The sequence below is a fragment of the Clostridium pacaense genome (assembly GCF_020709765.2).
In the GTDB taxonomy this organism is placed as follows: Bacteria; Bacillota; Clostridia; order Lachnospirales; family Lachnospiraceae; genus Enterocloster; species Enterocloster hominis.
In genome coordinates this window covers 37,935-62,036 of record NZ_JAJFEB020000028.1, presented here as the reverse complement: position 1 = coordinate 62,036, position 24,102 = coordinate 37,935, and the positions used below count along the sequence as shown (strand labels likewise).

General features: G+C 52.8%; 22 protein-coding genes and 1 pseudogene. 2 read left to right on the top strand and 21 right to left on the bottom strand.

Features of this window, described 5'->3' with window-relative positions:
• Window positions 1-337: 337 nt before the first annotated feature.
• The 12 genes and pseudogenes from LK536_RS56035 to LK536_RS55980 all read right to left on the bottom strand — a co-directional run.
• Window positions 338-442, bottom strand: a pseudogene (locus LK536_RS56035) (helix-turn-helix domain-containing protein); the annotation flags it as partial.
• Window positions 443-679: 237 nt separating this feature from the next.
• Complete coding sequence (gene glmM / locus LK536_RS56030) at window positions 680-2,032, bottom strand: phosphoglucosamine mutase (RefSeq protein ID WP_008720009.1); 1,353 nt, start codon at window positions 2,030-2,032, stop codon at window positions 680-682.
• A 44-nt stretch (window positions 2,033-2,076) separates the two neighbouring features.
• Window positions 2,077-2,937, bottom strand: coding sequence for a dTDP-4-dehydrorhamnose reductase (gene rfbD, locus LK536_RS56025; RefSeq protein WP_008720010.1), 861 nt, complete (start codon window positions 2,935-2,937; stop codon window positions 2,077-2,079).
• A 107-nt stretch (window positions 2,938-3,044) separates the two neighbouring features.
• Window positions 3,045-4,067 (bottom strand): dTDP-glucose 4,6-dehydratase, encoded by a 1,023-nt coding sequence (gene rfbB / locus LK536_RS56020; protein ID WP_008720011.1) that lies wholly within the window; start codon window positions 4,065-4,067, stop codon window positions 3,045-3,047.
• A 21-nt stretch (window positions 4,068-4,088) separates the two neighbouring features.
• The gene (gene rfbA / locus LK536_RS56015; protein WP_008720012.1) at window positions 4,089-4,988 is read right to left on the bottom strand and encodes a glucose-1-phosphate thymidylyltransferase RfbA; all 900 of its coding nucleotides are present in this window, start codon (window positions 4,986-4,988) and stop codon (window positions 4,089-4,091) included.
• Between the two features lie 390 nt (window positions 4,989-5,378).
• Entirely contained in the window at window positions 5,379-6,947 is a 1,569-nt protein-coding gene (locus LK536_RS56010) for an ABC transporter substrate-binding protein (RefSeq protein WP_227797116.1), read from the bottom strand.
• Window positions 6,948-6,964: 17 nt separating this feature from the next.
• Entirely contained in the window at window positions 6,965-7,930 is a 966-nt protein-coding gene (locus tag LK536_RS56005; protein WP_008720015.1) for an ABC transporter ATP-binding protein, read from the bottom strand.
• Window positions 7,927-9,078 (bottom strand): ABC transporter ATP-binding protein, encoded by a 1,152-nt coding sequence (locus tag LK536_RS56000; protein ID WP_227797117.1) that lies wholly within the window; start codon window positions 9,076-9,078, stop codon window positions 7,927-7,929. Before LK536_RS56000 ends, LK536_RS56005 begins: the two co-directional genes overlap by 4 nt.
• Window positions 9,079-9,090: 12 nt before the next feature.
• Entirely contained in the window at window positions 9,091-9,972 is an 882-nt protein-coding gene (locus LK536_RS55995; protein ID WP_025485401.1) for an ABC transporter permease, read from the bottom strand.
• An 11-nt stretch (window positions 9,973-9,983) separates the two neighbouring features.
• Entirely contained in the window at window positions 9,984-10,913 is a 930-nt protein-coding gene (locus LK536_RS55990; protein ID WP_008720017.1) for an ABC transporter permease, read from the bottom strand.
• 54 nt (window positions 10,914-10,967) lie between these two features.
• Window positions 10,968-11,912 carry a cupin domain-containing protein gene (locus tag LK536_RS55985; protein WP_120055078.1) on the bottom strand — a complete coding sequence of 315 codons (945 nt, stop codon included), beginning with the start codon at window positions 11,910-11,912 and terminating at the stop codon, window positions 10,968-10,970.
• A gap of 14 nt (window positions 11,913-11,926) precedes the next feature.
• Window positions 11,927-12,892 carry a cupin domain-containing protein gene (locus LK536_RS55980; RefSeq protein ID WP_008720019.1) on the bottom strand — a complete coding sequence of 322 codons (966 nt, stop codon included), beginning with the start codon at window positions 12,890-12,892 and terminating at the stop codon, window positions 11,927-11,929.
• 219 nt (window positions 12,893-13,111) lie between these two features.
• Between LK536_RS55980 and LK536_RS55975 the strand changes: the two genes are divergently transcribed.
• Entirely contained in the window at window positions 13,112-13,981 is an 870-nt protein-coding gene (locus LK536_RS55975; RefSeq protein ID WP_227797118.1) for a LysR family transcriptional regulator, read from the top strand.
• On the opposite strand, the gene LK536_RS55970 is transcribed toward LK536_RS55975, so the two are convergent.
• The 9 genes from LK536_RS55970 to LK536_RS55930 form a co-directional block, all read right to left on the bottom strand.
• Complete coding sequence (locus LK536_RS55970; RefSeq protein ID WP_227797119.1) at window positions 13,966-14,901, bottom strand: alpha/beta hydrolase; 936 nt, start codon at window positions 14,899-14,901, stop codon at window positions 13,966-13,968. The two genes, LK536_RS55975 and LK536_RS55970, sit on opposite strands and share 16 nt — an antisense overlap.
• 11 nt (window positions 14,902-14,912) lie before the next feature.
• Window positions 14,913-16,328, bottom strand: coding sequence for a glucuronate isomerase (gene uxaC / locus LK536_RS55965; RefSeq protein WP_227797120.1), 1,416 nt, complete (start codon window positions 16,326-16,328; stop codon window positions 14,913-14,915).
• Between the two features lie 15 nt (window positions 16,329-16,343).
• Window positions 16,344-17,144, bottom strand: coding sequence for an SDR family NAD(P)-dependent oxidoreductase (locus tag LK536_RS55960; RefSeq protein ID WP_008720025.1), 801 nt, complete (start codon window positions 17,142-17,144; stop codon window positions 16,344-16,346).
• 107 nt (window positions 17,145-17,251) lie between these two features.
• A complete protein-coding gene (locus LK536_RS55955; protein WP_227797121.1) occupies window positions 17,252-18,496 on the bottom strand; it encodes a UxaA family hydrolase in 1,245 nt (414 codons plus the stop codon).
• Window positions 18,489-18,827 carry a UxaA family hydrolase gene (locus LK536_RS55950; RefSeq protein WP_008720029.1) on the bottom strand — a complete coding sequence of 113 codons (339 nt, stop codon included), beginning with the start codon at window positions 18,825-18,827 and terminating at the stop codon, window positions 18,489-18,491. Before LK536_RS55950 ends, LK536_RS55955 begins: the two co-directional genes overlap by 8 nt.
• 26 nt (window positions 18,828-18,853) lie before the next feature.
• Window positions 18,854-19,561 carry an RraA family protein gene (locus LK536_RS55945; RefSeq protein ID WP_008720031.1) on the bottom strand — a complete coding sequence of 236 codons (708 nt, stop codon included), beginning with the start codon at window positions 19,559-19,561 and terminating at the stop codon, window positions 18,854-18,856.
• A gap of 94 nt (window positions 19,562-19,655) precedes the next feature.
• Window positions 19,656-20,957 carry a TRAP transporter large permease gene (locus LK536_RS55940; RefSeq protein ID WP_025485394.1) on the bottom strand — a complete coding sequence of 434 codons (1,302 nt, stop codon included), beginning with the start codon at window positions 20,955-20,957 and terminating at the stop codon, window positions 19,656-19,658.
• On the bottom strand, window positions 20,957-21,448 hold the full coding sequence (locus tag LK536_RS55935) for a TRAP transporter small permease (RefSeq protein ID WP_008720035.1): 492 nt from the start codon (window positions 21,446-21,448) through the stop codon (window positions 20,957-20,959). The genes LK536_RS55940 and LK536_RS55935 overlap by 1 nt, the downstream gene beginning before the upstream one ends.
• Window positions 21,449-21,541: 93 nt before the next feature.
• Complete coding sequence (locus LK536_RS55930) at window positions 21,542-22,657, bottom strand: TRAP transporter substrate-binding protein (protein WP_227797122.1); 1,116 nt, start codon at window positions 22,655-22,657, stop codon at window positions 21,542-21,544.
• A gap of 291 nt (window positions 22,658-22,948) precedes the next feature.
• On the opposite strand from LK536_RS55930, the gene LK536_RS55925 reads away from it, so the two are divergent.
• A complete protein-coding gene (locus tag LK536_RS55925) occupies window positions 22,949-24,073 on the top strand; it encodes an enolase C-terminal domain-like protein (RefSeq protein ID WP_008720040.1) in 1,125 nt (374 codons plus the stop codon).
• Window positions 24,074-24,102 lie beyond the last annotated feature (29 nt).

The window sequence follows — 24,102 nt, the reverse complement described above, 5'->3', positions numbered from 1 at the left end:
ACCCAGACCACCCTCAAAGTATTCCTTTACCAACTTAAGCTTTAATTCATCACTGTACATTCTTCTTCCTGACATAGAAAAACCCCTTTCATTAGACGATTTTTCTGTCTAACAAAAGGGGTTCACTTCATTTCCGGGTGAGGGCGTTATTTTTTATGCTTAACAAGAGTTATTACAGCTACAAGCATGATAACAAATGTAAATAAGTCATTAAAAGTAACGTACATAAGCACCAGCCCCTTTCTCTTATGAGTAGGCGGCTAGAATAGCGCCCCATCGGTTCCCCTATTAAACATATTATCGTGTGTCTGCCCCGGATTGACTTTCGGGGCTTATTTCATTCATTTTTTGCGGTATCATCTTTCTCTATATATTCCAACAAATCCCCTGGCTTGCAGTTTAACATTTCGCACAGCTTAACTAATGTATCAACTGTAACACTTTTGTTTTTTGTAAAACTATCAACTTAAGTATACATTAGTATAGTTAGTCTTTCAATAAATAAAGCGCCATTTGATACAACAAATATCACAGAGGTAAAAGCCTATGGTATCGCATAAAGTTGATATGCTCCCTTCTAGCATTAATTTCAAAAAGGTTGGGTTATCAGGGTTTCTGATAATCCAACCTTTTAAGATTAATGTCGGTAAACTATTAAGCAGGCATTGACATTAGTATTTTACACGCAGTGTCCCTGCCTCCCCATCACATCAATCACCTGGTCCACGAACCGTTCGCATGTATCCAGGTCCGGCGCTTCCACCATGACGCGCACCACCGGCTCCGTGCCGGACTGGCGCAGGAGGATGCGTCCGTCAGACCCCAGGCTTTCAGCCACTTTGGCCACCTCTGCCTGGACCGCCTCATCGTCCTGGGCTTCCTTTTTATCCTTTACCCGCACGTTCTTAAGTACCTGAGGATAGATATCAACCTCTGATGCCAGCTTCTCCAGGGTCTGCTTTTTCTCCAGAACCACTTCCATCACCTTTAAGGATGTAAGGATACCGTCCCCTGTGGTTGCGTGCTTGCTGAAGATAATATGTCCTGACTGTTCACCGCCCAGGCAGTTGCCGGTGCCTGCCATGTTCTCATACACGTACTTGTCACCCACAGCCGTCTTTTCATAGGCAATGCCTTCTCTTTCAAATGCCTTGTAAAGCCCGAAATTGGACATGATGGTGGTGACCACGGTGTTATTGAACAGGGTTCCCTGCTCCTTCATGTACTTGCCGCAGATGTACATGATGACATCGCCATCCACAACATTGCCTTTACCGTCCACGGCAATACAGCGGTCCGCGTCACCGTCATAGGCAAAGCCCAGGTCGCACTTCTGCTCCACCACAAACTTCTGCAGATACCTGATATGGGTGGAACCGCAGTCCGTATTGATGTTCAGGCCGTTGGGGTCGTTGTTCATCACATGTGTCTCCGCGCCCAGGGCATCGAAAACATTCTTGGCAATGGCGGACGCGCTGCCGTTGGCACAGTCCAGGGCCACCTTCATGTTCTTAAAGGAGCGGGTGGCAATGGAAATCAGATAGCCGATGTAGCGGTTACGGCCAGCCGCGAAGTCCACGGTGCGGCCTATGTTTTCTTTTCTTGCCAGGGGGATTTCGCCGATTTCCCCATCCAGGTATTTTTCAATCTCCAGGATGACGGATTCTTCCAGTTTCTCGCCTCTTTCATTGATTACCTTGATACCGTTATCATAGAATGGATTATGGCTTGCGGATATCATGATCCCGCAGTTAAACCCTTCCGTGCGTACCACGTAGGATACGCTGGGGGTGGTGGTTACATGGAGCAGATACACATCCGCGCCGGAAGCAGTAAGGCCCGCCACCAGGGAATACTCGAACATGTAGCTGCTGCGCCTGGTATCCTTTCCGATTACAACGCGGCACCTTTCATCCGGGGCCTTCTGCCCATAGTACCATCCAAGGAAACGCCCCACTTTGTAGGCGTGCTCCACTGTCAGATCCACATTGGCCTCCCCGCGGAAACCATCCGTACCAAAATATTTACCCATTGTCTCTTAATTCCTCCCTGTCTCTAATTACGCTGCAAAAGCTGTCACATCATGCCATTTTCCTTTAGTACCTTCAGGTACCGGCCCAGGGCGTCCTGCCATGAGGGCATTCTCTCAAATCCGTTCTCAGTCAGTTTTTCCTTGCTCATCCTGCTGTTCTGGGGACGTTTGGCCTTTGCCGGGAAACCGGATGAGTCCACCGGAGTTACCTTTACCTCATCCATGCCTGCCTGGCGGAAAATCTCACATGCAAATTCATACCAGCTGCACAGTCCTTCATTGGTTGCATGATAGCGGCCGTATTTATCAGTCTGGATCATGTCGACCAGCAGGCGGGCCAGGTCATAGGTGTAGGTAGGGGAACCGATCTGGTCGTCAACAACGCTCACAGCCCCCTTTTCCTTTCCAAGGCGCAGCATGGTCTTTATGAAGTTCTTGCCGTTCACGCCGAATACCCAGGCAATCCGGACGATGAAGTATCTGCTCACATTCTGCTCCACGCTGATTTCACCCTCGTACTTGGTCAGGCCGTATACGTTGAGGGGTTCCCTGTGGTCATCCGGCTCCCATGGACGCTCGCCGCCGCCATTGAACACATAATCCGTGCTGATATACATCATCTTGATGTCCAGCGCCTTACATACCTTGGCGATATTGCGTGTCCCTTCCGCATTGACCTTGCGGCACAGCTCCAGGTTATCTTCTGCAGCATCTACTGCAGTATATGCCGCACAGTGGATGACTGCGTCAGGTTTTGCCCCGGTAATTACATTTTCGCAGGCTTCCTTGCTGGTGATATCCATTTCTTCCACGTCCACGCCAAATCCTTCTATGCCGCGGCTGGCAAGTTCATTCATCACATCATGGCCCAGCTGGCCCTTTACACCTGTTACAAGAACCTTCATAGATACATTCCCTCCATTCTTAATAATGGCCGGCAGGGAACGGAAGCGCCCTGTCACTCCATCCGGGCAGCCTCGTCCTCTGTCAGCCATATCTGTAAATTTACTGGTTACAGGCGGTTTCCATACATTTTATCAAAGTAATTACTGTACTCGCCGCTCAGGATATTCTTCCACCATTCCTGGTTATCCAGATACCACTGAATGGTCTGCTCGATTCCTGTATCGAAATTATACTGTGGCTTCCAGCCCAGCTCTGTCTCTATCTTGGTTGGGTCAATGGCATAACGCATATCGTGGCCCGGACGGTCTGTCACGAATTTTATCAGACTCTCCGGCTTGTCAAGGGCCTTCAGGATGGTCCTGACCACTTCCAGGTTCGTGCGCTCGTTATGCCCGCCAATATTGTATACTTCCCCTTCACGTCCCTTGTGGATCACAAGGTCAATGGCCTCGCAGTGGTCCGCCACATGGAGCCAGTCGCGTACATTCTCCCCTGTGCCGTATACGGGCAGTTCCTCGTCCGCCAGGGCGCGGCTGATGATTAACGGAATCAGCTTTTCCGGGAAATGATAAGGCCCGTAGTTATTGGAACAGCGGGAAACGGTTACCGGCAGCCCGTAGGTCCTGTAGTATGAAAGCACGAACAGGTCGGCGCTGGCCTTGGAGGAGGAATAGGGGCTGGATGTATGAAGCGGAGTCTCCTCGGTAAAGAACAGGTCCGGCCTGTCAAGAGGAAGGTCGCCGTACACCTCATCCGTGGACACCTGGTGGTAACGCTTAATGCCGTATGTGCGGCATGCGTCCAGCAGGGTGGTGGTTCCCATCACATTGGTCCTGACAAAGCTCTCAGGGTCCGTGATGGAGCGGTCCACATGGCTTTCCGCTGCAAAGTTCACAACCACATCCGGCTTTTCTGTCTCAAACAGGCTGAAGATGAATTTCCTGTCGGCGATATCGCCTTTGACAAACTTATAATTCGGCTTGTCCTCCACTGGCTTTAAGTTCTCCAGGTTGCCCGCGTAGGTCAGCAGGTCCAGGTTGATGATCTGGTAGTCCGGGTATTTGTTCACCATGTGGTGCACAAAGTTGCTTCCGATAAAACCGGCGCCGCCGGTAACGATTATTTTCATCTGATGATTCCTCCTCTATGGTTAAAAGTCCTGGGGATGGATCTTATCCACATATTTGCCATCCAGGACATCCTTTAAATATTTTCCATACTGGTTCTTTTTGAGCACTTCGTAAGTCTCCAGCACCTGTTCCCTGGTAATCCAGCCCCTGAGATACCCGATTTCCTCCAGGCAGGCAATCTTGCGGTGCTGGTGGGTCTCCACGGTCTTTACAAAGTTGGTGGCCTCCACCAGGGATTCATGGGTTCCCGTATCCAGCCATGTGAAGCCCTGGCCCAGAAGGATGACATCCAGTTCGCCATTCTCCAGGTAAATGCGGTTCAGGTCCGTTATCTCCAATTCGCCCCTGGCTGATGGTTTCAGGTTCCTGGCATACTCCACCACACGGTTGTCATAGAAATACAGTCCGGTGACACAGTAATTGGACTTTGGCTTCTCCGGCTTTTCCTCGATTGAGACAGCCTTCCCATCCTTGTCAAACTCCACGATGCCAAACCGCTCCGGGTCGTCCACATAATAACCGAACACAGTGGCGCCTGTCTCTTTGGCTGCCGCTGCCCTCAGGCGCTTTGCCAGCCCCTGTCCATGGAAAATGTTGTCGCCCAGAACCATGGCCACTGAATCATTTCCTATGAATTCCTCGCCAATGATGAACGCCTGGGCCAGGCCGTCCGGGCTTGGCTGTACGGCGTAGCTCAGATGAATGCCAAACTGGTGCCCGTCACCTAAAAGTGCCTCAAACCGCGGTGTATCGTCCGGAGTGGAGATAATCAGTATATCCCTGATACCTGCATTCATCAGCACGGACAGCGGGTAGTATATCATCGGTTTATCATAAATTGGAAGCAGCTGCTTCGATGTCACCTTCGTCAACGGGTACAGGCGTGTCCCGCTTCCTCCGGCAAGTATAATCCCTTTCATTCTTCCTCCTTCGCTATGGGCAGTCAGAAGCCGTATCCTGGTTCCTTACATGCAGCGCATGCATCCTGCCATCCCTGTGCCCATACCTATACGCTCTCATTTTTCTTTGTCCAATATACCATACTATCTCCGATTTTTCAAATAAACTGATAAATATTTCGTTATTATTCAGGAAGACTTAATATAATACACTTCCCCGCTGTTCCCGCCGGATCCATCCCTGTATAGTATCTCATTTCTAATGGATTATACCCCAGGTTTCCTTCTCAAAATAATTCTACCACAAAGAATCCCGATTTAACATCCCGTTCAGGGGAAATACGCCAAAAGAGGACACAGCAGTTAATTCCTCTGCTGTGTCCCCTCCCGACAGGATAACACCTATGATATTTAATTCCAGGAAAACTCCGACCAGTTATAACTCTCCATTGCCGGACATACCTTACAGTTTAAATCTTTGTTATGGGCAATATTGGAAATCATATAGAACAGGTTGATTCTCGGAACGTCCTCCGCCTCAATCTTCAGGGCTTCGGTAATCAGTTCCAGACGTTTTGCTCCGTCATCCGTGTTGGCCTGCTCCTCCACGATCTTGTCATACTCCGGATTGGAGTAGAAGGTCATGTTGGAATCCGGGATATTGTCCGTTGACAGGGTTCCCAGAAGGAAGGTGGAATCCAGGGTCATGCTCACATTGCCCACGGTGTAGCATCCCAGCTTGCCTGCCTTGATATCAGACAGCAGGGCGGCACGCTCCATCACCTGGATTTCAGCGTCCACGCCGATTTCCTTCCACTCGCTCTGCACAATGCTTGCAATCTTCTTGGTGTAATCTTCCCTTACATAGATGGTGGTCTTAAATCCATCGGGATATCCCGCCTCTGCCAAAAGGGCTTTGGCGCCTTCCAAATCGTACTTGGGCGTGTCAATGGCATCCGCTCCCGGATTGGGGGTGGTCTGGTCTGTCAGGATGATTTCCGCCGGCATTCCGGCGCCGTCCATTGCTCCGGCTATGATATCATCGCGTTTCACAGCCATTGCCAGGGCCCTTCTTACCTTCACATCATTAAACGGCTCCACATTCACATTAAACGCCAGGTTCCAGATAGATGTTCCGTTGGTCTCCTGGTATCCCAGCTTGTCATTGGACTGGACCGTCATGGCATCCAGACCGCCGATGTTGTAAACCAGGTCCACGTCACCGCTCTCCAGGGCAACCATGGCAGTTGTGGCTTCCTTGAGGACACGAAGTTCAATGTGCTTGATGGCCGGCGCGCCCTTATAGTAATCCTCGTTGGATTCAAGGATGATCTTGTTTCCCTTCTGCCACTCCACCAGTTTATATGGGCCGGTCCCGCATGGCTTTGCCGCATAGTTCTCATCCCCCACGGATTCCACATATGCCTTGGACACAATGGCGCTGTTGGTCTGGGTCAGATACTGGAGCGCTGCCAGTTCCTTATACTTAAGGTTCACCTTTACCGTGCCCTCGCCCACCGCTTCGGCGCTGTCCATAAAGGACGTATATAACTCGGACTGCGGCTTGTCAATGGCCCTGTTCAGGGAAAATGCCACGTCCTCTGCCGTCAGATCGGAGCCATCCTGGAACTTCACTCCCTGCTGCAGATGGAAGGTGATGGACAAACCGTCCTCCGCCACTTCCCATGTCTCGGCCAGACCTGGCACCACATTGCCGTCCGCGTCCCTGCGCACCAGCGGGTCATGCAGGTTTAGGATAATCATGCCGCCGATGGAATCAGCTGCCAGCTGGGGATCCAGGGTCGTTGGCTCGTTGGTCAGGGCAATGGTCAGGGAATCCTTTGCCTCGCCTGCGCCGCTTCCCTGCGTGTTCTCAGAAGCAGCCGGAGCATCCCCTGATTTCTGTCCGCCGCCGCACCCGGTAAGGGCCAGGGCCAGCACTGCTGCTGCGACCATACAGTTTAACATTCTCTTTTTCATAACTACTCCTCCTTGTGTTATATAAGATTACAGGCAGCATAATGGCCTGCGCTTACCTCTCTTAACGGGATCTGGCTGCCCCAGCACGCGTCCGTTGCCTGGGGGCACCTGGCTGCGAAGCGGCATCCCGGCTTGGGGTCAATGGGGCTTGTGACCTCCCCGCGGATAATCGGCTTCTTCTTTCCCCTGAGGGAAATGTCAGGGACCTGGATGGCATCTAAAAGCGCCTTTGTATACGGGTGCAGCGGATTATCGAACAGCTCCTTTGAACCGCACCGCTCCACACACTGTCCCAGATACATGACAGCTATCTCATCGGAGATATGGCGTACCACGGACAGGTCATGGGTGATGAACATGTAGGTAAGTCCCATGTTGTCCTGCAGGTCCATAAGCAGGTTCAGTATCTGCGCCTGGATGGACACGTCCAAAGCGGATACCGGCTCGTCGCAGACAATGAACTTGGGATTTACGGAAAGTGCCCTGGCAACGCCTATCCTCTGGCGCCTTCCGCCATCCAGTTCATGGGGATATGCATTTTCCAGACGCGGCGCCAGTCCAACTGTCTCCATCAGTTCCTTGACACGTTCCTTCAGCTGGTTCTTATTCTTCATGACCTTGTTCACTACCAGGGGTTCTGCAATCAGCTCGCTTACCGTCATACGCGGATTCAGGCTGGAGTATGGATCCTGGAAAATAATCTGCATTTCCCTGCGCAGTTCCCGGAGCTGATGCGGGTTGTAAGAAAGGATGTCCCTGCCGTTGTAAAGGATCTGCCCTTCCGTGGCCGGCGTCAGCCTGAGGATGGTCCTGCCCAGCGTGGATTTACCGCACCCGGATTCCCCTACCACTCCCAGGGTCTTCCTTGGCTGGATGGTCAGGTTCACATCATCGACCGCGTGGAGCACGCCGGAACCCGTGTCAAAATACTTCTTCAGATGGACGGTTTCTATTAACGGCACATCCTGTTTTATCTGATTCATACGCGTCCCGCCTCCTTTCCGGCAGACCCTGCGGCGCCCGCGCCTTCTGTTTCGCTGCCCATTTTCCCACTTTCTCCACCAAAACCTTCGCTGCCCGGTTTCACATCCTCCCTACAGGAAGCTTCGCTGCCCAGTTTCACATCCTCCCCACAGGAAGCTTCGCTGCCCGGTTTCCCATCTCCCCCATAAAGGTGACATGCAATCTCATGCGTGCCTTCCCTGTAAACCTGCGGCAGGCGCTGCCTGCATACTTCCATGCAGTGGGGGCATCTGGTATGGAATTTACATCCATGGGGCAGATTGGTGGGGTCCGGCATCAGGCCCGCGATGGGGTTCAGCCGCCTGGCATCCCCTGTCATACTGGGAATGGAACCGAACAGTCCCTGGGTATACGGGTGATGTTCCTTCCCGGTGAATATATCTTCTATGGTTCCATGCTCCACAATCTCGCCCGCATACATGATGGCCACGCGGTCACAGGTCTGGGCAACCACCCCCAGGTCATGTGTGATCAGAAGCATGGAGGTGCCGAACCGTTCCTTTAACTCTTCCATCATCCCCAGCACCTGGGCCTGGATTGTCACATCCAGCGCAGTGGTTGGCTCGTCTGCAATAAGAAGCCTGGGATTGCAGGCCAATGCCATGGCAATGACCACCCTCTGCTTCATGCCGCCGGAAAACTCATGGGGGTAGCAGGTCTTCCTGGCCGCGGGAATACCCACCAGCTCCAGCATTTCCTCTACCTTTTTCCCCATCTGCGCCCTGGTCAGGCTGCTGTGGTTATGGAACTGAAGCACCTCCTGTATCTGGTCCTCCACCGTGAGCACCGGGTTCAGGCTGGTCATGGGGTCCTGGAATATCATGGCTATCTTCTCTCCCCGTACCCCAAGCATTTCACTTTCTTTCAAATCAAGGAGGTTTTCTCCCTCAAACAGGATTTCCCCCTGGCCCACCTTCCCAATCCGGTCCGGCAGGAGGCGCATGATGGCCAGCGCCGTGGTGGTCTTACCCGCGCCTGTCTCGCCCACCAGCCCAAGGGTTTCCTTGGTGTTCACATTCAGGCTGATCCGGTTCACTGCATGAACCGTCTCTTCGTCTGTCTGGTATACTATTTCCAAATCTTTGATTTCCAATAATGCGTCCGTCATGGCTGTCCCCCCTTAATTCTTAAGCTTCGGATCCAGGGCATCCCTTAATCCGTCGCCTAAAAGATTGAGCGCCAGGGAGGTCAGAATGATTGCCAGGCCCGGGAACAAGGTAATATACGGGGAATACCGCATGAAATCCCGTCCCTCGGCCAGCATGGAACCCCACTCGGGAAGCGGTGGCTGCACGCCCATTCCGATAAAACTCATACCGGCAGCTGTCAGTATCATCCTGCCCACGCCCATGGTGGCCTGGATGATGATCGGCCCCATTGCATTGGGAAGGATATGTTTCACGATGATATAGGAATCCCTGGCCCCGCTGGCTATGGCCGACTCTATGTAATCCTGGTCAATCACGGTCAGGATGGAGGAGCGGATGACCCTTGTAAATGGAGGAATCCTTGCAATGGTCACGGCAATCAGCAGGTTGGTCATGCTCGGTCCCAGGGAAGCCACGATGGCCATGGCTAAAAGCTCGCCCGGGATTGCCAGGAACGTATCCAGCACCCGCATGATGACATTGTCAATGCGTCCGCCGTAATATCCGGCAATGGAACCCAGTATCCCGCTGATGCACACGCTGCCCACCGTGGCGGCAAGGCCGATGATGATGGAAATCCTGGCCCCATGCACCACCCTTGCGAAGATATCCCGCCCATATGCATCCGTGCCAAACCAGTGGGCGCTGCTGGGCGCCTTCAGCCGGTTCGCCACATCCTGGGCAATGACCTGGGTGTCGTAATCGCATATGACATCCGCGAACACGGCCAGCAGGACCATGACTGAAAATATACCCAGCCCCAGCATGGCTGCCTTGTTCTTCTTAAACCTTCTCCAAATCTCCCTGGCAGGACTGTTTCTCTTAACAGCCGCCGTTTTATCTCTTTCACTCATATCTTCGGCCCTCACTTACTGTATCTTGAACGGATACGCGGATCAATGAACGCATACAGCAGGTCCACAATCAGCATAATGATACAAAACAGGGCAGCCAGCATCAGTACCGCAGCCATTACCTGAGGCGTATCCTTGCTCCGGATGGCGTCAATGGCAAGGGTTCCCACCCCCGGCATTGCGAATACGGATTCCGTAATCACGGAACCGCCAAGCAATGCCCCGAAATGCATGCCCGCCACCGTGATGACCGGCAAAAGCGCATTCTTTAAGGCGTGCTTCCATATGACCACCATGCTGGACGCGCCCTTTGCCCTTGCGGTGCGGATATAGTCCTGCCTTATGACCTCCAGCATGGTGGAACGGGTCAGACGGAGGATTTCCGCTGCGCCCGGCAGGGCCAGGGTTACGATAGGAAGGATGAAGCTCTTCACCGAATCCGCCCCATTGGAGGGCAGCCATCCCAGCTTCAGCGCGAACAGAAGGATGGACAGAAGCCCCAGCCAGAAGGCGGGGATGGATGAAAAGAACATGGCCGTGACCGAGTTGATTACATCCAGCGCCGAATACTGCTTAACCGCCGACAGGATTCCAAGGGGAACCCCGATTGCAACCGACAGCAGCATGGCGCCCGCGGCCAGCTTCATGGTGGTTGGGAATCTGGAGAATATCTCGGTAAACACAGGTGTCCTTGTCCGGTAGGACAGGCCAAAATTGCCGTGGAGCGCGTTCCACACATAATCCACATAGCGTAGCCAGAACGGCTTGTCCAGTCCCAGTTCCCGGGTCAGCTCCTGTCTTGCGGACAGGGGCGCGTTATCCCCCAGGACCAGGGAAGCCACGTCCCCCGGAATCATATTCATGATTGTAAAGATAATAAAGCTTACCCCCAACAAAATGGGTATCAGCAGCAATAAACGTTTTATAACATACTTTCCCATACAGGCTTCCCCTTTTTTCACTGGCAGCAGCGGCCCTGCGGGTCATACTAATACCTAAGCCCTGCTGATTTTCGTAATGCAGCTTTTGTTTTGCCGGAAAATATCCCTTACCTCATCCCAGCGCTTTGCCAGGTCAGGCCCTGTCTCCAGCTTTTTCTCCACGATTTCCGCCAGGCGCAGTCCCAGCGCCTTTACATTATAAGCGTGTACAACGGTCTGGTCATCCAGTATTTTCATGGAATAACCGGTATATGGCGGAATGTGCAGGATGTCCCTGGCATTGGCCACAAAAGTCCTGCCCAGTACGGATACCTCCACCCGTCCTTCCTTAACCACATATAAATCCCAGTCAGGATGGAGTGCGTCCCACTCCACGCAGACTCCCTCATCCATGACAAATTCCCAGACTTCCTTTACCCCGCCTGTCTCATGGCGTCCAACCTTCTGGTTGCACACAATGCCGTCAAACGCAAAGTGGGCAATGCTCTTTCCCTTTGGGCGGATCTGCGGCATCCCTTCCTTGGGTACCACCTCAGGCTCGGGTTCCCCAAGGCGTTTGGTATGGTGCTTTAAGCGGTATCCTGCCATGAATGCGTCATCCTGGAGTTTTTCAGGACAGCTCCTGTCAATGAGCTGTTTTTCCAGGATTCCGCCGTACATGTCCATGCCCAGGAACATTTCCCTCCATATGGTCCCTTCCTCCAGGAAACGGAATCCATGGGACATATATGGCTCGATGTGGATCATATCCCCAGCCTCGGCTATGGCGCGTTTTCCATTGATGGTAACCTCCACGCTGCCCCTGTCAATGGCAAATGTCTCATATCCCTTTGAATGTTCATGATAGGGCACAAAGGCATTTTCCTGATAGTACACATCGCTCATCTCATTGTTCAGGGTCTCCCCCACAGGGGCAATGAACAGATAGTCCTTACAGTCCTTTTCTTCCAGCTCGTGGATATAATCATCCGGTGTTATATGTATTTTATAATCGAACATACCCTTCCCATCCTTTACACAGTTATTTTGCGGATTCCGGTAACCCAGCAGTTGTTTTCACGCAGTATCTTCTCCACGTAGCCCCAGTCCTTCAGGTTTTCCGGCGTGCGTATCTTCTCTGCCTTCAGCCGTTCCATGGCATGCATCAGACAGGACTGCACGTTGTAGGCGTAAATGACCGTCCCCTCCTCCAATACAGTCAGCGTGTGCTTGTAGTAAGGAGGAATGTTGATCACATCCCGCTTCCTGGCTGTAAAATCATGGCCGTCCGCCTTTACATGGACCGCTCCTTCCATGACCAGGTACACATCGTTGCCCGCATATGGATAGTTCCACTCAATCTGAAGGCCCTTCTCAGGAAGCAGTTCCCAGATTTCCTTTACCCCGTCAGTCTCCCAGCGGCCCACCTTCAGGTTCAGCTTCATGCCGTCTATCTCAAAGCCTGCGATGGCCCATCCTTTTGGACGCACGGCCGGGATATCATACTTGCTGGCAGGCTCCGGCACCGGGTCATCCCGGTACAGGGTTCCGAGAAGGGTGTACCTCCTGGCCTTGAACTCCTCGTCCTCCCAGTATTCAGGGCTGTAGGTGCGGATGACATGCTTGTCCTCCACACAGTTATACATGTCCATGTCCTGGAACATTTCCCTCCAGATAGTGTTCTCCTCCAGGTAGCGGTAGCCGTGGTTCACATAGGGACGGATATGTACGATATCGCCTCTCTCGATGATGCATTTCTTCTTGTTGATGCATACCTCGGCAGAACCCCCGTCAATCAGGAATGTCTCATATCCATTCTCATGGTCGTGATACGGCACGAACGCATCTTTGATGTACACCGTATCCCCCAGTTCGTTTATCATACGCCCGCCCTGAGGGCGGATCAGCAGGTCACCGTGGTTGTCGCTGTCCGGAATGGAATACAGCACATCTTCCTTAGGATCAATGTGCATCACGCTGCGCAGATTCTCAACACTCATTATTGCTCCTCCTCCACATAATTATTTTACCGCTTTAACTCACTAAAATTGCAGGATTTAAAAAAAGGAAGGCTGCCTTGCCTCTCTGCAACTCTTCCAAAAATCCACTTTTCAGTTTATGAAAAGTAGTATATACTATTTTTATGATTATGTCTAATATATGTTTACTCATGTTTTCCATGACCTTCAGGTTATGGATTCTAAAAGGAGGGTATGAACATGGAATTGCTGCAGCTCCGCTACTTCTGCGTGGTGGCGAAACATCAGAATATGACAAAGGCGGCTGCCGAACTGATGATTTCCCAGCCCGCCCTCAGCAAGACAATCTCTGCCCTGGAAAAGGAACTTGGCACGCCCCTGTTCGTAAGGCGCAACCGTTCCATCTTCCTGAACCGGGCAGGGGAGATATTTTATCAGAAAATAGACCAGAGCATCAACCTGATTGACGACACGGTCTCGGAGGTCAGGGAACTGTCTAATGAACCCTTTGGCAATGTCAGGCTCCTGGTCCTGTCCGCCTCCTCTTATATGCCGGGCTTTTACATCGCCTTCCACCAGCGCTATCCCTTCATCAAGCTCCAGCTAAGCAATTACATACGTTATGAGCACATGTTCATGTATGACTGCGATTTCTGTATCACCGCGGACGCCGGCTTCACCCCGCTGGCCGGAAACAGCGTGATTCCCATCCTGACGGAACGGTTTGTCCTGGCAGTCCAGAAGCAGCATCCCCTGGCCGGGCGGGAGTCCATCCACCTGAAGGAGGCAGCCCCCTATCCCTTCGTGGCCTCCAACCGCAGGGAAGACCTGGAATTCTACTGTCTGAAGGCCGGGTTCCGGCCCAACATCATTGCGGAATGCGACAACGGGACCACCTATGAGACCTTCCTGCGCAATGGGGTGGGAATATCCGTGGTTCCCGAGATAACCCTGGGTTCCGTGCTTCCAGAGGATATTGTATGCATCCCCCTTACCTATCCTGTCATAGAGCGCACCATCAGCCTGACCTATGATTCCAGGCGCCGTATGTCCAATGCGGGACAGCTGTTTTTACAGTTCTGTATGGAGTATTTTCATGCGGAGGCATGAGGATGTAAGAATACCAGGTCCAGCCATTGGGCGCACTGGTCAAACCATCCGGCCACATGGGGGTCCGCGTACCGCTGTTTTTCAGCTTCCTCTACCTCCCTGGTGGCCAGGGACAGCCCGTGCTCACCGTAGGGATAGATGTGAAGCTCAAAGGGGACGCCTTTTGCAGCCAGGCTTTCGGCAAAGCACAGGGAATTCTGGACCGCGACCGTGGAATCCCCGGCAGTGTGCCATATGAAAGCAGGCGGTGTCTGCACATCTACGTACGCTTCCAGACTATAGTATCCCGGCCCCGCAGGATTCCCCTCTGCCGCCGCAGAATCCGGCCCTGCAGGATTCCCTTCTGCCGCCGCAGGATCTGACCCCGCAGGATCCCCCTCTACCGCCGCAGGATTCGGCCCCGCAAGCATTTCCATACTCTCCCTGTGGGCGTATTTCCCTGCCGTGATGACCGGGTATCCCAGGATCAGTCCATCCGGGCGGATTACAGAACAATCTTCCCAAGCAAAAAGATGTTCATCGTTCCAGTGCACGCCAAGGCTGGCAGCCACGTGGCCTCCTGCGGAAAAACCACAGAGGATAACGGGCCTGCCGGGGCTGGCAGCGCGCACCTTGCGCACTGCCGCGGCTGCCTGGCAAAGAGGCGCCGTACCAAGGACCTCGCCATGGACCGATACCTTGTAGTACAGAATCCATGGTTTCCATCCCTGTGCGGCAAATGCCTTTGCCACGGGAAGGGCCTCCCTTGGGGAGTGCCACCGGTACGCGCCCCCCGGGCAGATAATCACATTTCCCTTGATGCATTCCGGACCGTATTCCGGACCACATTCCGAACCAGTATCGCTGCCATCCAGCTTTACCTCTGCCAGACGGACCGTGGAATCCAATCCTGCCTCTGTCAAGTTAATCGTCTGCCTCAATCCATCCACCTCTATCCTTCATTTACATGAAAGCCAAAGAATTCATTCACATTGTTGAAGCACACATCCTCAATCACCTGTTTTAAGGCTGCCTCGCCGGAGAAATATTCCCCTCTGTCCACCAGCTCCCCAAGATAATTGCACAGTACCCGTCTGTAAAGTTCATGGCGCGGATAGGATATGAAGCTTCTGCTGTCCGTCAGCATGCCCACGGACAGGCTAACCGGATACAGGTTGGCGCATGCCTCAAACTGGCGCTTGATGCCAAATGCCTGGTCATTGAACCACCAGGGCGCGCCTAACTGCACCTTTCCCCTCACGCTGCCGTCGCAGAAGCCGGCTGCAAGCACGGCCCATGTCTCAATCTTCATGCCGTCAAGAGGGTACAGGATGGTCTTAGGCAGTTCCCCTGCTATGGTCAGCCGGTTCAGCAATTCACCCACGCTGGTCACGGAGCACTGGTCGTCCGTACAGTCAAACCCGGTGGAATGTCCTGTCCGCCTGACCCCGTCCCTGTTGGCATCCAGGTAGGTACCGATATGGAGCTGCATCACATAGTTATTCCGGCTGTACCTGCGCCCCATCTCATAAAGGAACGCGCTCTGGTACTGGTCCACCTCATGGGCCGACACAGGTTCATTCTTCCTCGCCTTTTCAAATATCCCGGCAATCTCCCCATCCGTATAATCAGCCCATGTAAAATGCGGCACCCCGTCATCGCTGACCGTGGTTTTGGTTGTTTCCTGGAAGAACTTAAGCCTTGCTTCCAGGGCATCCAGCATGGTTTCGAAGGAATCAATCCCAATGCCGGACACCTCCTGGAGCTGCTCCAGATAATCCGAAAACCCATCCTGTTCAATGAACATGGCCTTGTCCGGACGGAAGGCAGTGATGACCCTTGTAAACATCTTCTCCTTCTGAAGGGCAATGTGGCAGTGCAGGTCATCCACCGGGTCCTCGGTGGTACTGGCCAGCCTGACATTGGAGTGCTCCATGCACCAGCGCCTGGTCATGTGGCGCTTTACGATTAATTCCTTTGTCCTCTGGTAGATTTCCTCTGCATTGTCCGCTGTCAGCGGCTCATCGATGTCAAAATACCGCTTCAGTTCCAGGGCGCACCAGATATAGACAGGATTTCCGATAAGCATTGGGAACACGGAGGCAAAGGCAAGGTATTTGTCATGGTAACTGGCCTCTCCCGTGATGTATTTCTCATCAATCCCAAAGGTACGCATGGCGCGCCACTTGTAGTGGTCACCCCGCAGCCACATTTCCCCCAGGTCCTCAAATTCCCTGTCATCACATATCTCAGAGGTCTGGAGATGGCAATGGTAGTCTATGATTGGCAGTTTTTCAGCATATTCGTGGTAGAGCCTGCTTCCTGTCCTGCTTGTAAGGAACAGCTCCTCGTCAAATCTTGTGTTCATCTTCTTATCCTCCGGTTAAAATCCAATCAGGGCGCCGCCGTCCACAGGGATGCAGCTTCCGCTGATGTAGCGGGCGGCATCGCTGCAAAGGAATGCCGCGCACATACCCACGTCCATGGGGTCGCCCACGGTCTTGGCAGGAATCCTTCCCATGATCTTGGCCAGACGCGGCGGATCGTTGTCCACGGCCTGATGGAACATGGGCGTGTCAATCCATCCTGGCGCAATGGCGTTAACTGTTACGCCGAACTCGGCAAGCTCGGCTGTCAGGGTGTGGATCATGCCCAGGAAACCTGCCTTGGAAGTGGAGTATCCCGCCACCTGGGGCTGCCCGATGTAGCTGGTCATGCTGGCCTGGTAGATGATCCTTCCTCTTTTCTGTTCCTTCATGTAAGGAACCACTGCCTTTGTCATGGCAAATGAGCCTACCAGATGGACCTCCAGGACCCGTTTGTAATCCTCCACCGTCATATCCCAGATAAATTTCTTGCAATGGTTCCCGGCATTGTTAACCAGGATGTCCACACGCCCCTGCTCCGTTACGATCCGGTCCACCAGCGCCTGGGCATGGCTTGTATCCGTAATGTCAAACTGGTAGAACACCGTTTTATCCCCAAATTCTTCCAGTGCCTCTGCCGCCTGTTCCGGGGACTCGAAGCTCACGACGCACACCTTGGCCCCGGCGCTTACAAGGCACCTGGTAATGGCAAGTCCCAGGCCCGTGGAACCGCCTGTGACCACGGCCACCTGGCCGGAAAGGTCATACCAGTTTGTTATTTTAAAATCCTTCATTTCATTTTCAGTAAATGCAGCCATTTTCTCTCTCCTGTCTCATAAGGCACGTCTGCCAATGGTTCCCTGTCCAGACATGCCTGTTTATATGCTTATATGAATCCTTCACATATCCGCTTATACGTCCATATCTATACAGACCCTTCACATGCCCGTTTATATGCAACCTCTTTTTCCTGATACTTGTAAGGGATATAAAATTCCTTATGTCCCAGGACCTCGCTCTTCGTGGGTGTGCCTCCGGCTGTTCCAGCCACATATGCAGCCAGGTCAAGGGCCATCTCCTTCTGGCTCATCCCTCCATACAGGATAGGGCTTGCATCGAAGTCCATGTCCTCCTCCATGCGGCTGAATGTCTCATGGTTTCCCGTAATCTTGATACAGGGCGCAACCGCGCTTCCCACCACATTGCCCCTGCCTGTTACCAGGAACACGATGTGGGCGCCGCAGCTGATCAGGTCCATAAGGCCCTCATTGTCATTGGGGTTGGTAATCCCAAACTGCATGAAATGCGGATCCGGCGTGGAATCCAGCAGCCACAGGCCGCCGTGCTTCGGGGGGACCGAAACCTTCAACACGCCTTCAATGGGGCGGGAACCGCTTTTAATCACCGCTCCCATGCTCTTTTCCTCAATGGTGGACAGGCCTCCGGCAAAGTTCCCGGGGCTGACCGAATACTGGCGCACGGATCTGCAGTAATCCAGGGCCTTGTCGTAGGTGTAGCGCAGTTCCCTTGCAGCCTCCGGGTCTGCCGCCCTGCCCACCAAAAGTCCGTCCAGTCCGATGGCCTCCACAATCTCTTCAAATATGGCGCAGCCGCCCAGGTCCACCAGACGGTCAAAGAAACGCCCAACCACGACATTGCCCGCCAGGCCGCTGGTATAATCGCTGCCTCCGCACTCCGCGCCGATGACCAGGTCCTTGAACCCCATCCTTACCCGCGGGGTGTGCTTAAGCCGTTCCAGGGTTTCCCCGACCCAGGCCGTGCCTTTTGTGACTGTTGGTTTCGTCCCGCCCTCCTGCTGTATGGACATCCAGGAAGCTTCCTTGCCCTCTTTGACCGCCACGTCCGCCAGCCACTGGGGCTGGATGTATTCGCAGCCCAGTCCCACGGTCAGCACGGCGCCCACATTGGGATGCTTTATAAGGCTGATCAGCAGGTCCACCGCATACTGGTTGTCGGTACACCCGTCAAAGCCTACCAGCTCCACATCCGGATGCCCGGACTCCTCCACGATCCTCCTGGCCACGAACTCCGAGCATTTGACCGTATAGATGACCAGCACCCGGTTGCGTATCCCGGGCGCCCCGTGCTTTCTCCCATAGCCCTGCCAGGACCACTCCGTCAGTTCCATCCTCTTTTCCTCACTACTCATATTTAGTATCCTTTGGCGCACCGGTCCGGACGTCCAGGTGGCTGGACCGCTCGTCATAGATGCTCTGCATCACGTGGAGATGGACCCAGCTTCCCTTAGGTATGTCCGCCGTGGCGCGCCCAATCACAACACCGTATTTTACAATATGCCCGCCTGCCCCTATATCCTTAAGGGCAATCTTATGTCCGGCAGGAATATCCGTTGCCGCCTTGATGGATTCCTCACCGTGGTCCCCGGTCAGCCCGGCCTCCTGCCCCGCCTTAATCCCGGCCAGGGCAGTGGCCACATTATCCCCAAGGTCAATCTGAAACGCCTTAATCTCTTTTTCCATATAAAACCTATGCCCCCGGATTTCCTTTACAGTATTCCAAATTCCGCAAATGCGTCGGTAGCCGACATGCCGCCCTCGATGGCCCGGCGCACGGTCTTCTCTCCAGCCGCCTTAATGAGGGCCTTTTCAATCACCTCGTCCTTAACCTCAGCCGGAATGATCAGGACGCCGTCAATGTCGCCGAATACAAGGTCGCCGTCATGGATGGTCACCTGGCCGATCTCGATGGTGCATCGGTAATCGCACACATAGGTGCGGACCGAGGAATCCTGTGCCCAGCACTGTGTACAGAATACAGGGAAATTCTGCTCCAGCACCTGGGGCGTATCCCTGCTGTAGCCATCCAGCACAGCGCCCACTGCCCCTCTTGCCTTGGCAGTCGCTGTCAGCAGTTCCCCCCACAGCGCGCTGTGATGGGCGCCAGTGGCAATGTAGATGTCATTGGGCCTTAACTGGTCCAGGGCCTCAGTCAGATAGCCGAAGGGCTTTTTAGGACTGTCAAATACATCGTTTTCCAGAACCGTACACGCATACCCGGCCAGCTTCAGACGGTTGTCCGGCTGGCTGCGGTCAACAAACGCATCCGCCGGTACCAGGGCCTCCAGGGGCCGGATGGCAGCCGGAAGGAACTGGTGCTTATATCCCATCTGGTCCAGGATATCCCCAACCACGGGGGTGTAAAGCTTTTCTTTCATCAGGGTAAATAATTCTTCGTCATTATTCCATTGTGACATGGTATGTCCCTCCATTCAAAACCTTATATTAAACCGTTATATCAATATCGCCATATCATACCGCCGCATTATGTTACCGCATTATACCGCCGCATTATATCGCCATATTAGGAAGCCACATAAAACTCTGCGGGAAGTAAGTAAGGATGACCAGCGCAATGCCCATTACAATGTAAAATGGAATCATTGATTTTGCCAGCTTCTCAATCTTAATCCCCGAGATGGCGCTTCCGATAAACAGGGTGGAACCTACCGGAGGCGTCAGAAGGCCGATACCAAGGTTCAGCACCATCACCACTCCCAGGTGGATGGGTGATAACCCAAGGGACATCCAGATTGGAAGGATGACCGGCGTCAGCATCAGGATCAGGCAGGCCATCTCAATCATGCAGCCCAGCAACAGCATCAGGATGTTCAGCATGATGAGGATCAGGATCTTATTGTCCGTCAGGCTGAACAGGGCTTCGGATACAATGGACGGCACCTTAAGGTAGGTCAGAAGGTATGTAAATGCGCCTGACACGCCCAGAAGGATCAGCACCTTTCCAAGCGTCATGGTGACATTGTTGAAAATACGGGGAATATCCTTAAAGCTGAAACCTCTGTAAATAAACAGGCCCACCACCATGGACCACACCACTGCGCAGGCAGCTGATTCCGTCGTGGTAAACACACCGGTGATGACACCCACCACCACAAACAGCACGGAGAGCATACCCCATACGGCCCTGCTGAACGCGCGCAGGCAGGCCCTCAGGTCAAACCTTCCCGTTACAGGATAGTTCATCTTAACAGACACATAGTAAGAATAGACCATCAATACAATGGACAACACCGCGCCGGGAACATAGCCTGCCAGGAACAGCTGGCCGATGGAAACGCTTGTGACGCCGGAAGCAGCCAGGGTGAAGATGACCATGTTCTGGCTGGGAGGCACCAGGATGCCTTCCACGGAGCTTGCCATGGTAAGACAGGTGGCAAAATCCCTGTCATATCCCTGGTCCTCCATCATCTTAATCTCAATCGGTCCAAGGGATGCACAGTCAGCCGAGGAGGATCCGGAGATGCCTCCGAAGAAAAAGGAGGCAACCACATTGACCATGGCCGCGCCGCCCCTGAACCAGCCTACCAGTTCCTTTGAAAAATCAATCAGGGTATCCGTAATCCCGCCAGCGCTCATAAGTTCCCCCATCAGGATGAAGAAGGGGACCGCCAGCAGCGTATAAGAGTTCAGGTTTCCCACAAACTTAAGGGCCATCTGCATGGGATTGATGCCCAGGTAAAAGAAATCAGCCAGGGACGCGATACCGATGGCGTATACGATGGGCACCCGAAGGAATACCAGAACAAGGAACAGACCTATTAATAACAATGTTGCAGCAACTGTCGTACTCATCACTCACCAATCCTCCTTGTCCACTGTGTAATCAATGCCAGAACATACAGGACCCCTGTCACCGGAAGGGACAGATACATCCACGCATAGGGAATATTAACGCCTGCCATGGTATTGGTCCTGGCCTGCTGCATCAGCTGTCTGCCGTACACGAACATGAACACGGCAAAGGCAAAGATACATGCGGTTGCAAGCAGGTCCGTCACAAGAAGGGCGCCCTTACTCATCTTCTCGTCAAACATGGTCACTTTCAGATGTTCATCCGTGCGCAGCACCAGGGAAGAACCAAGGATGCTCATCCAGGTCAGCAGGAACAGGGACATGGGCTCTCCCCACATCGGGGATTTATGTATGAAATACCGCCCCACAAAAATATAAAATACGATTGCCACCAGGGCGCCCAGCATAAGGACGCAGACATGTTTTACAATGCCGAATACCACCTTATCAACCGACTCCCATAATTCTTTGAATTTTTTTAATCCGTCCATAAATTTTCCTTTTCCTTAAAAGAAAAGGATGCTGCCGGGATTATCCGCAGCACCCTTTTACAGTTATTCACGTACCGTCAGGACCATCTCTGATTAATACTCTGCATTCCTAAGCTTTTCAATGATTGCCTGTGAATCCGCATCATAGGAGGAGTAGACGCTCTCACACGCCTCTGACCACTTGTCCAGGTCGGCAACCTCCAGCTTTGTCACGCCCTTTTCCTCAAAGCTGTCAAAGGTAGCCTGAATCTTCTCCTGGTTATACTCGTAACATGTCCTGCCTGCTGCCTCGGCCGCTTCCTTCATCCAGCCCTGCTGCTCTTCTGTCATGGAGTTCCATCTGTCCTTGTTCATCAGGATCACGCCGCAGCCAAAGGTATGTGCATCCGGAATGAAATAAGGCGCAACCTCGTTATAGGAATTAGCCATGTAGTTAATCACGTCATTCTCCGCCCCGTCAACAACGCCTGACTGTAAAGAAGTGTAAAGCTCGGAGTATGCAATGGGTGTTGCGGATGCCTTTAATGCCGTCATGGTATTGACCATCAGGTCTGTCTCCGGAACCCTCATCTTTAAGCCGTTCATCATATCCAGTGAGAACTCAGAAGGGTTGCCTAACTTCTTATATGTATTTTCCGTGATGAACATGTGTCTCGGTCCCTCTGTGAGCCAGCCCAGGGCCACATAGCCGCAGTCCGCCTCGTCAACAGATGCCAGTAATTCCTGGCCCAGGCTGCTGACCGCCATCTCCTGGAACTGATCCATGTCCTTAAACAGGAAAGGAAGTCCGCTCAGGCTGATTTTATCAGCGCCGTAGTTGGAAAGGGAGGAAGCGTTTCCTCTGAATATATCCAGGGTGCCCATCTGGATTCCCTGCATGCTCTCCTTCTCATTGCCAAGCGTACCGTTGAGGTAAAGCTCAACTGTGATCTGTCCGCCGGACAGCTCCTCAATCTTCTTTGCAAACTCCTTTGCTCCCACAGTGGCGCCGTAGTCCTCGCCGTTTACCTCGCTCCATGTAAGCTTGATGCTGTCGCCGCTTGCCGCCGCAGGCGCTCCTGTCTCTTCCTTCTTAGCATCCCCTGCTTCTTTTGCCGCCTCTGTTCCAGCCGCAGCTGTGGTATCTGTCTTTCCTGAACCGGAACCGCATGCTGCCAGCGACATTGCGGTGAAAGCTGCCATGGTAATTGCAAATAAAGTTTTTTTCATGTTCTGTACCCTCCTAAAATTTACAAAAACGTTTTTGTTATTGCATATAGTATTTTCATGATTTAGCATACCACCATTAAAATACTTTGTCAATCCACAGGAGGTTTTAGTTTGTTTAGTTGATATTTTGGTAAAAATAGCACAAAATATCTAATTTATTTTCGACATAATCACAGTTCGAAACTAAACTTTATTCCTTCCTTTACTTTCCCTCCCCTTGTTGCTATAATTTTCTAAAACGTTTTTTTAGTTATTTATGCGTTAAATATCCATATTGGAGGTAATATTTGTATGATTATTACAAGATTTGAGAGTTGGTGGGTAGAAAGAGGAAAATGTCTCTTTGACGAACGGCGCCAGGGCGGTGCGAAAATGGGCTGGGATGTGATTGTCATCAAGCTTACCACCGACACAGGCGTGGAAGGGATTGCCACCTGCATGGCGGCGAGAAGCGGGGCTGTCAGCGAATCCTACCTGCAGGAAAGCATTGCCCCTGTGGTATTGGGAAGGGACCCCCATGACCGGGAAGCCATCTTCCAGGAACTCTGGGTCATTGACCGGCACGAAGCATTTTTCCCCGTATTCCTGCCCGGCCCGGTGGACGTGGCCCTGTGGGATATCTGCGCCAAGGAAGCCGGGCTTCCCTTATATAAGTACATCGGCGCTTACCGCAGCAGCCTGCCCGTATATGCCAGCAGTAACTTCTTAAGTTCCGTCCAGGACTATGTGGACGAGGCCCTCTATTACAAGAGCAGGGGAATCAAGGGCTACAAGGCCCATCCAGCCGGGCCTGCGGAATTTGACATGAAAGTCCACGCAGCTGTCAGGGAAGCGGTGGGCGAAGATTTTGTTCTGATGACCGACCCCGTGGGCGACTATACCCTGGACGAGGCCATACGGGTAGGGCGGCAGCTTGAAAAGCTGGATTATAAATGGTTCGAGGAGCCGTTCCGCGATTTTGAGCTTTACAAATACACGGAGCTGTGCCGTACCCTGGACATCCCCATCGCCGCAACGGAAACCACACGCGGCTGTCACTGGGGCGTGGCCCAGGTCATTGCGCAGAGGGCTGCCGATATTGTCCGGGCCGACGTAAGCTGGAAGGACGGCATCACCGGGACATTGAAAATCGCACATATGGCGGAAGGCTTTGGCCTGAACTGCGAAATCCATACAACTACCATGAACTATATGGATATGGCCAACCTTCACGTCAGCTGTGCGATTAAGAACTGCGAATATTTTGAATATTTCGTGCCCGAGGACAATTACCGCTTCCCCATGAAGGGCGACCTTCCCATTGACGGAAACGGTATCATCCACGTGCCGGACAAGCCGGGCGTAGGGGCCGAGCTTGACTGGGATCTGATCCAGTCCGCCTGCCATAATTATATCTGCCAGGAGTATGGAAGATAGCACTATCTGGCGTAAATAGCGGGTATCAT

Excerpts from the sequence above, each read along its gene's own strand:
- LK536_RS55950 (WP_008720029.1), bottom strand. The coding sequence starts at position 18,827 with ATGGAAAAAGAGATTAAGGCGTTTCAGATTGACCTTGGGGATAATGTG.
- LK536_RS56010 (WP_227797116.1), bottom strand. The coding sequence starts at position 6,947 with ATGAAAAAGAGAATGTTAAACTGTATGGTCGCAGCAGCAGTGCTGGCC.
- rfbD (WP_008720010.1), bottom strand. The coding sequence starts at position 2,937 with ATGAAGGTTCTTGTAACAGGTGTAAAGGGCCAGCTGGGCCATGATGTG.
- LK536_RS55940 (WP_025485394.1), bottom strand. The coding sequence starts at position 20,957 with ATGAGTACGACAGTTGCTGCAACATTGTTATTAATAGGTCTGTTCCTT.
- glmM (WP_008720009.1), bottom strand. The coding sequence starts at position 2,032 with ATGGGTAAATATTTTGGTACGGATGGTTTCCGCGGGGAGGCCAATGTG.
- LK536_RS55945 (WP_008720031.1), bottom strand. The coding sequence starts at position 19,561 with ATGTCACAATGGAATAATGACGAAGAATTATTTACCCTGATGAAAGAA.
- LK536_RS55995 (WP_025485401.1), bottom strand. The coding sequence starts at position 9,972 with ATGAGTGAAAGAGATAAAACGGCGGCTGTTAAGAGAAACAGTCCTGCC.
- LK536_RS55925 (WP_008720040.1), top strand. The coding sequence starts at position 22,949 with ATGATTATTACAAGATTTGAGAGTTGGTGGGTAGAAAGAGGAAAATGT.
- uxaC (WP_227797120.1), bottom strand. The coding sequence starts at position 16,328 with ATGAACACAAGATTTGACGAGGAGCTGTTCCTTACAAGCAGGACAGGA.
- LK536_RS56005 (WP_008720015.1), bottom strand. The coding sequence starts at position 7,930 with ATGAATCAGATAAAACAGGATGTGCCGTTAATAGAAACCGTCCATCTG.
- rfbB (WP_008720011.1), bottom strand. The coding sequence starts at position 4,067 with ATGAAAATAATCGTTACCGGCGGCGCCGGTTTTATCGGAAGCAACTTT.
- LK536_RS55955 (WP_227797121.1), bottom strand. The coding sequence starts at position 18,496 with ATGAGTAGTGAGGAAAAGAGGATGGAACTGACGGAGTGGTCCTGGCAG.
- LK536_RS55990 (WP_008720017.1), bottom strand. The coding sequence starts at position 10,913 with ATGGGAAAGTATGTTATAAAACGTTTATTGCTGCTGATACCCATTTTG.
- LK536_RS55930 (WP_227797122.1), bottom strand. The coding sequence starts at position 22,657 with ATGAAAAAAACTTTATTTGCAATTACCATGGCAGCTTTCACCGCAATG.
- rfbA (WP_008720012.1), bottom strand. The coding sequence starts at position 4,988 with ATGAAAGGGATTATACTTGCCGGAGGAAGCGGGACACGCCTGTACCCG.
- LK536_RS55935 (WP_008720035.1), bottom strand. The coding sequence starts at position 21,448 with ATGGACGGATTAAAAAAATTCAAAGAATTATGGGAGTCGGTTGATAAG.
- LK536_RS55960 (WP_008720025.1), bottom strand. The coding sequence starts at position 17,144 with ATGGCTGCATTTACTGAAAATGAAATGAAGGATTTTAAAATAACAAAC.
- LK536_RS55980 (WP_008720019.1), bottom strand. The coding sequence starts at position 12,892 with ATGAGTGTTGAGAATCTGCGCAGCGTGATGCACATTGATCCTAAGGAA.
- LK536_RS56000 (WP_227797117.1), bottom strand. The coding sequence starts at position 9,078 with ATGACGGACGCATTATTGGAAATCAAAGATTTGGAAATAGTATACCAG.
- LK536_RS55975 (WP_227797118.1), top strand. The coding sequence starts at position 13,112 with ATGGAATTGCTGCAGCTCCGCTACTTCTGCGTGGTGGCGAAACATCAG.
- LK536_RS55985 (WP_120055078.1), bottom strand. The coding sequence starts at position 11,912 with ATGTTCGATTATAAAATACATATAACACCGGATGATTATATCCACGAG.